Genomic DNA, 7,872 nt, shown 5'->3' on the forward strand with positions numbered 1-7,872 from the left:
ATCTGTTGATCAGATACAGAAAGGGACCCGGTTTTCCAATGCCGGTGATTATGAAAGACAAATCAGAGATTTTCTGCCCGAGAGATTAAAAGGCATTCCATTCCGCGTCGATCTTGCAACTCAGGACACACGGCCCATTAATCCCATGGCAGAGACAGGAAAAAGGGTTAATATCTTCAACCCGGCGACGGGAGTGACGTCGCCGGAGCCGTTAAAGGATATCTACCGGTTTATCCCCGCCAGAGTCGTCCATTTCAGGGTATTTTCTCTGAACCACAATAATGACGCGGAAATTTCACTGGCTGCCGAAAAGACGCTCAGTACCTTAGCGGTTGCTATGAAGACAAATGTCTAACGTGCTCGTGAAATACTTCCGGAAAACATTTCGTAAATATAGTTTCATATCGACAAGAGGGAGATATTCGTAATGGCTGAAGTGCTGCAATTTTTAAAACTATATACTCGTATTGAAAGGATTTAGCATAGGATATTAAAGATGGCGAATGAGGAAACAACAGACATTACACTGTTTGTGAAGACTTCCGGCGAGGATATCACCAGATGGAACCGGCAGAGGATTGTTGATGCCCTGATCCGTGAGACAAATATTGATATCGATACGGCGGAAATAATCAGCAGAGAGGTCGAAAAGCAGATCATTGCATCCGGGATCAGCCTGCTGACGACACCCCTGATCAGGGAACTGGTGGATGCTAAGCTCATCGAGAGGGGCCTCGAACAGGCAAGAAAGATGCACGCGCTGCTGGGATTTCCCCTTTATGATGTACGGCAGTTAATCCTCCATCAGAACAAGGAGAACGCCAATGTGCCTCATGGTCCGGAAGGTACAAATCTGATCCTCGCTGAAGGGATAAAAAAGGAATTCTCACTCTATGAAGTATTTTCTCAGGATGTGGGAGATGCGCATATCATGGGGGACATCCATCTTCACTCTCTGGGATATATCGACAGGCCTTACAGTTCCTGCCAGTCCCTTGAATATATTAAGAAGTTCGGTTTGAATCTTCCTCATTCGCTGACGGTTGCGAAACCAGCCAAGCATGCGGAGGTACTCCTGGCCCATATGGTGCGGTTCGGCGCCATCCTGCAGGGGCATTTTGCCGGTGTTATCGGCTGGGATGCCGTTAATTTCTCCTTCGCACCCTATCTGTCAGAGATGAGTGATAAAGAAGTAAGGCAATTCGCCCAGATGCTCATTTATGAATTTTCCCAGTTGACCTCTGCCAGAGGCGGGCAATCCATGTTCACTGATATCCATCTCTACTGGGATGTTCCGGAACATCTTCGGAACGTACCAATTATCGGTCCGGGAGGTGAATTGACCGGCAGTAACTACGAAGATTTTATAACCGATGCCCGGAGGTTTGCATGGGCCCTTTTCGAGGTCTTTAAGAAGGGGGATGGTACGGGGAAGCCGTTTATTTACCCGAGACCACTTGTTCACATTACGGAAGCGTTTTTTCAGACACCGGGGTATGAAGACTTTCTCCATCATATCTGCGATGTAGCCGGTGAAAAGGGAAATACCTGTTTCCTCTTCGATCGTCAGCGGATGATCAAGGCTTACGAGTGCGGTGTTTCAATCCATGAGAAGAAGGAAAATCTCTTTGAGGAAGCGAAAACTTCCTGGAAGATGAGGTGTTCGGCAATACAGAATGTGACACTGAACCTCCCGAGGCTTGGGTACAGGGCTGAAGGAGAGGAGGATGCATTGTTTCTACTGATTTCGGAACGTATGGAACTGATGGCAAAAGCCCACATCCAGAAGAGGGATTTTATTGAGAAGCTCCTTTCCTATGGCGATGAAGGACCCCTTGCTGTGCTTGCCATGAGCAGAGACGGCTTACCGTTTCTGAGGATGGAACATGCGTGCTACCTTATGGGGATTGTGGGACTTAACGAGCTTGTCCAGATACATAGAGGCAGTCAGTTGCACGAGTCGGAGGAAGCACTTGCGTTTGGTTTGAAAGTAATTGCTCATATGAGGGATGAGACCAGGAAACTCAGTCAAAAATATGGCTTACATTTTATTCTGGAACAGACACCTGCGGAAACTACCTCTCACCGCTTTGCACGGCTTGATCTTAAATATTTTTCTCCGAAGGCGGGTCATTTTGTCAGAGGTACTCTTGCACGGGGAGAGGTGTATTATACGAATTCAACCCATCTCAATGTATCTGCCGCAACCTGTCCCATGGAACGTGTCGAGCAGGAAGGTCGATTTCATCGCTTCATAAGGGGAGGGGCCGTTACCCATGTTTGGCTCGGAGATACCCGGCCTTCCAAGGAGGAACTTGCCAAATTCATCATGAAGGTATTTAAGGATACTGAGAATGATCAGGTTGTCTTTTCTCCCGAGTTTACAACCTGCAAACTTTGTGAGGCGACATTCAGGAATCTCAGAGAAAAATGTGACTTCTGCGGATCTGAAGAGGTGGAGGGTATAGCGAGGATTACCCAGTATTTCAGCCGGATATCCGGCTGGAATAGAGGCAAACTGGCAGAACTGAGAGACAGGAAAAGATACGAGAGTGTTATTTGAAGATATTGTGCTTAAGCAACTAACCCCTGCCCCCTGATCCCTAATCCCTAAGATGATTAATCAACAAATCAGTGTCCTACCCTTGACATGAGAGGGGGTGATAAATATATTAGCCGCAAATTTCCTTGGTAAGATGAAGCTGTGAGTAAAGATATGGAAGATCATATTGTAAAGATATTTAAAGAGAGCGGTCACCTTAAAGATGTTTTCGTCGGTGAAAATCTTGAAGGGATCGTCAGTGTTGTAGAGGTAATCACCGCAGCCTTGAAAGCAGGAAACAAAATACTGCTTTTTGGAAACGGTGGTTCCGCAGCAGATGCCCAGCATCTCGCAGCAGAATTTGTGAACCGTTTTATCATAGAACGACCGCCACTTCCGGCAATTGCCCTGAGTACCGATACGTCCATAATTACAAGCATTGGTAACGATTATGATTTTTCTGAAATTTTCAGCAAGCAGATCAGGGCGATAGGTCAGGCGGGCGATGTGGCTTGGGGGATAAGCACCAGCGGTTCCTCCCCGAATATAATAAAAGCCATTGAAGTGGCGAAAAAGATCGGAATGGTTACGATCGGTCTGACAGGGAAAGATGGGGGTCAGGTAGCGAAGATGGTAGATTACTCCCTCAATGTTTCTTCCAACAGCACCCCCCGTATACAGGAAATCCACATTACGGTGGGGCATGTAATCTGCGAGATGATAGACTTTAAGCTATTTCAGAGACCGGATGTGAAATAGGTGTTTGTTTCGGAAGCCATAGCGGAATTTTGAAAGGACAGGCTAAAGGAGCATGGGTAAAAAAACAAAAAGGGAAGAGATAAGAGAGACGCCGGATATTCAGGAAAAGCGCGAGGAAGGACACAAGACTCTCGATGAAAGCGATTTAATGGCGAAACTGAAGGAAAAGGAAAAAGAGTCAGCCGAAAATTACGACAAGTATATTCGCGCAATTGCGGAGCTTGAGAATTATAAAAAACGTGCAATCAGAGAGAAGTCTGATTCAATAAGATACGGGAATGAAAATCTGATTAAGGATATTTTACCGCTCGTAGACGGTATGGACAGAGCGTTACAGCATGCCGGTAACTCTGGTGATTTCGAGACATTTAGAAAAGGATTGAAGATGCTCCAGGATCAGTTCCTGGGTTGTCTGGAAAAACACGGCGTCCAGAAAATTGACTGCGCTGATAAAGCTTTTGATCCGAATATCCATGAAGCTCTCTTTCAGGTTGAGAGTGACGCCCATGAGGACAATAAGGTCGTCGAGGAACTGGAAAAAGGATATCTTCTGAATGGGAGATTATTGAGGCCGGCCAAGGTTTCTGTTTGTAAACGAGCAAAGATGGAAAATTGCAAAGAATGAATAAACGGGAGATTAGATATCAAGGAGGATTATTAATATGGGGAAAATCATAGGGATTGATTTAGGAACGACAAATTCATGTGTTGCTATTATGGAAGGAGGAGATCCCGTTGTAATAGCAAATCAGGAAGGTGGCAGGACCACGCCTTCCATGGTGGCGTTTACCGATAGCGATGAAAGGCTGGTTGGTCAGGTTGCCAAAAGGCAGGCGGTAACCAACCCTGAAAATACCGTGTATGCCATAAAGAGACTCATCGGGAGGAAATATAACTCCAAAGAGGCTCAGTACGATAAGAAGATTTGTCCCTTCAAAATTACGGAAGCCGCCAATGGTGACGCCCAAGTGACTGTAAAGGGAAGGAGCTATAGTCCGGCAGAAATATCATCCATTGTTCTGACTAAGATGAAACAGACTGCGGAGGATTATCTGGGAGAGAAGATAACCGATGCGGTTATTACAACTCCTGCGTACTTCAATGACTCTCAGAGGCAAGCCACAAAAGATGCAGGAAGAGTTGCCGGATTGAACGTACTCCGAATCATTAATGAACCGACAGCAGCGGCCCTTGCCTATGGTCTTGATAAGAAAAAAGATGAGAAGATCGCGGTATTTGATCTTGGCGGGGGGACGTTCGATATCTCCATCCTCGAATTGGGAGACGGCGTTTTTGAAGTCAAATCGACGAATGGAGATACCCATTTAGGTGGCGAAGACTTTGACCAGCGGCTGATTGAATTTATTGCCACGGAGTTCAAAAAAGATTACGGGATCGATCTTCGGAATGACAGGATGGCCCTTCAGCGGATCAAGGAAGCGGCAGAGAAGGCGAAGATGGAACTTTCCACCGTTATGGAAACGGATATTAATCTGCCTTTTGTTACCGCCGATGCATCAGGGCCGAAACACTTGACCATGAAACTAACGAGGGCCAAGCTGGAAGCGTTGGTTGAGGATCTGATTGAAAAGACAGTCGAGCCTTGCAGGACCGCGCTTAAGGACGCAAATCTGACGCCGAAAGATATCGATGAGGTAATTCTTGTTGGCGGTATGACCCGTATGCCGCGGGTTCAGCAGAAGGTGAAAGAGATATTTGGAAAGGAACCTCACAAGGGGGTCAACCCCGACGAGGTGGTCGCTATTGGTGCGGCCATCCAGGCAGGTGTCCTTGCGGGTGATGTTAAGGATGTCCTCCTGCTGGATGTGACGCCACTGTCCCTGGGAATAGAGACACTGGGTGGTGTGTTGACGAAACTGATCGAGAAAAATACAACGATTCCCACCCGGAAGAGCCAGATATTTTCGACAGCGGCAGACAATCAGCCCGCTGTAAGTATCCACGTTCTCCAGGGTGAAAGATCCATGGCGGCGGACAACAGAACACTGGGGAGATTTGAACTGGTTGGAATACCGCCGGCGCCGAGAGGCGTACCGCAAGTTGAGGTGACCTTTGACATCGATGCCAATGGCATTGTTCATGTGTCTGCAAAAGACCTTGGAACGGGAAAGGAGCAGAGCATCAAGATCACGGCATCGAGCGGTTTGACTGAATCAGAAATACAGAAACTTGTTAAAGAAGCAGAAGCTCACGCAGAGGAAGATAAGAAAAAGAAGGAGCTTATAGAGGCCAGAAACCAGGCGGATTCTATGGCTTACAGTGTAGAGAAGAATATCAAGGAGTTCGGAGATAAGGTAGATGCCGCGGAAAAGGCGCGAATCGAGGATGCTATTGTAAAAGTAAAGAAGGCTATCGAAGGGGATGACATCGATGCCATTAAGAGCGCCCAGGAAGAACTGACCAATGCCTCGCACAAACTTGCTGAGGCTATGTATGCCAAAGCCGGGGCTTCGCAGGCAGGGGCAGGTGCAGATACTGGAGCACACGGCGGTCCATCGGCAGAACAGTCTGGCGCCGCTAAGAAGGATGATGATGTAGTTGATGCTGATTTCGAGGAAGTAAAAAAGTAATTCACCAATAACTTTGCATGCCCGGGATTCATTATGATGGATTACCGGGCATTTTTTTATCGACGGAAAGCCTCCTTTCATATAGAATACAAGAAAGAACTATGGATCATCTCCGAGAAAGTTGATAACATCTTCAACATTAGCTGAAAGCTTTCAGCTGAATCCTCGAATCCTATTACAACTACATGGGAGAAGAACCTCATTTGAAAAAATTGTTCATATTGCCGTTAGTATTGATGGCGCTGGTATTGAATACTGGTATACTATTTCCTGTTGATGCGCGTGAGAAAGCAACAGCGAAAGATAAATTAATAACTGAGAGAAAACAGAAGGCGATAGTTCCTAAACCGGTGGATCGTTATGCCATTGGTTGTATTCTTCCCCTTACAGGACGGTATGCTGCTTCCGGCAACAGGGCTCTTGAGGCTATTATCCTCGCCTCGGGTGTGTTTGATCCGGCAGTAAAAAGTCCGTTTAAATTGATAATTGAAGATTCGAAAAGCAAGCCGGAAACTGCCAAGGCGGCTGTAACCAAACTTGCTGTTCAGGACGGGGTACTCTGTATACTCGGTCCCCTCGGCAACACCGAAGCCATTGATGCAGCCAGGGAAGCTCAAAAATTAAAAATCCCTATAATAACCCTTACCCAGAAGGAAAAGATTACCGATATTGGTAATTACGTCTTCCGGAATTACATGACCAATCATATGCAGATCAGGAGACTTGTTACATATGCCATCGGAGATATGGATATAAGCAGATTTGCTGTCCTTTATCCGGACGATCCTTACGGCCGTGAAATGGAAAGGTTATTCAGGGACGAGGTTCTGCGCCAGGGGGGAGAAATCCGGGGAGCCAAGTTTTACGATAAAACACAGACGGATTTTGGTGATGAGATTAAAGCGATAACCCGAATAAAAGGAACTTCTTCAGAAGGAAAAGAATATAGGAATAATAAAGATGAGTACAAACCGGTTATTGACTTCGATGCCCTCTTTATTCCCGATTCCCCTGAAAGGATAAGCATGATCTTACCCCAGTTGGCTTTTCATAATATTCGAGGTATTAAACTGCTGGGTGCAGGCAGCTGGAATTCTCCGGTTCTTTTAAAGACTGGTGGTGAATATCTTGAAGGAGCCATTTTTGTAGACAGTTTTTCTCGGAACAGTTTTTATCCTGAAACCAATGACTTTATTGACATCTTTTATACAAACTATAGCCGGGAGCCGGACGTTATAGAAGCCCTTGTTTATGACGCGACGAACATTATTATAAAAACTATCGAAGATGATGATATCAAGACAAGAGACCAATTCAGAGACGGCATGCTGAGATTGAAGAATTATCGTGGCGTAACGGGAAAGACATCATTTGCAGGAGCGAGAGATGTCCAAAAGGAGGCCTTCGTTTTGATGGTAAAAGATGGACAAGTTATACAGATTAAATAGGCGGTTCATCTCCGAAAAAGTTGCTGCCCTCCCCAACACAAGCTGAAAGCGGTCAGCTGAATCCTTTTTGTAACGTAATGGGAGAATAACAAAATAGGTTAATCATGAGATTCCTTCTTACAAATGATGACGGCATATATGCGAAGGGTTTGAGTGCCCTTTATCAGGAACTTTCAAAGGATGCGGATTGTTTGATCGTCGCACCCGAAGTCGAACAAAGCGCCGTGGGCCATGCGATTACACTCTTTCGCCCCTTGATGGTCAGGAAGGCCCGGAAGTATGGGCAGTTTCTGGGATATGCCGTGACCGGGACGCCGGCGGATTGTGTAAAGATCGGAATTAAAGAATTGTCGGATAAACCGGTTGACCTGGTAGTATCGGGGATCAATTCAGGCGCCAATGTCGGGATCAATGTGCTCTATTCAGGGACCGTCTCGGCAGCTACGGAGGGGGTTATTATGGGTGTTCCTTCAATGGCGATCTCTCTCGACGCGCATGGAGACGCAGATTTTTCCTTTGCAGCGCGATTCGC

At 46.3% G+C, this 7,872-nt stretch carries 7 protein-coding genes; all 7 read left to right on the forward strand.

Annotated elements, in window-relative coordinates; translation table 11 throughout:
* Positions 1 to 355, forward strand: a 355-nt coding sequence (locus tag NTW12_00870; protein ID MCX5844905.1) for a hypothetical protein, incomplete at its 5' end; no start/stop codon positions are given.
* A gap of 141 nt (positions 356 to 496) precedes the next feature.
* Complete coding sequence (gene nrdD, locus NTW12_00875; protein MCX5844906.1) at positions 497 to 2,563, forward strand: anaerobic ribonucleoside-triphosphate reductase; 2,067 nt, start codon at positions 497 to 499, stop codon at positions 2,561 to 2,563.
* Between the two features lie 153 nt (positions 2,564 to 2,716).
* Positions 2,717 to 3,301, forward strand: a complete 585-nt coding sequence (locus tag NTW12_00880) for a D-sedoheptulose 7-phosphate isomerase (protein MCX5844907.1) — start codon at positions 2,717 to 2,719, stop codon at positions 3,299 to 3,301.
* 52 nt (positions 3,302 to 3,353) lie between these two features.
* Positions 3,354 to 3,926, forward strand: coding sequence for a nucleotide exchange factor GrpE (grpE, locus tag NTW12_00885; GenBank protein MCX5844908.1), 573 nt, complete (start codon positions 3,354 to 3,356; stop codon positions 3,924 to 3,926).
* A 37-nt stretch (positions 3,927 to 3,963) separates the two neighbouring features.
* On the forward strand, positions 3,964 to 5,892 hold the full coding sequence (dnaK, locus tag NTW12_00890; GenBank protein MCX5844909.1) for a molecular chaperone DnaK: 1,929 nt from the start codon (positions 3,964 to 3,966) through the stop codon (positions 5,890 to 5,892).
* A gap of 203 nt (positions 5,893 to 6,095) precedes the next feature.
* Complete coding sequence (locus tag NTW12_00895; protein ID MCX5844910.1) at positions 6,096 to 7,340, forward strand: penicillin-binding protein activator; 1,245 nt, start codon at positions 6,096 to 6,098, stop codon at positions 7,338 to 7,340.
* 104 nt (positions 7,341 to 7,444) lie between these two features.
* On the forward strand, positions 7,445 to 7,872 hold a 428-nt coding region (gene surE / locus NTW12_00900), incomplete at its 3' end, for a 5'/3'-nucleotidase SurE (GenBank protein ID MCX5844911.1).

The sequence above is a fragment of the Deltaproteobacteria bacterium genome (assembly GCA_026388545.1).
In the GTDB taxonomy this organism is placed as follows: domain Bacteria; phylum Desulfobacterota; class Syntrophia; order Syntrophales; family UBA2185; genus JAPLJS01.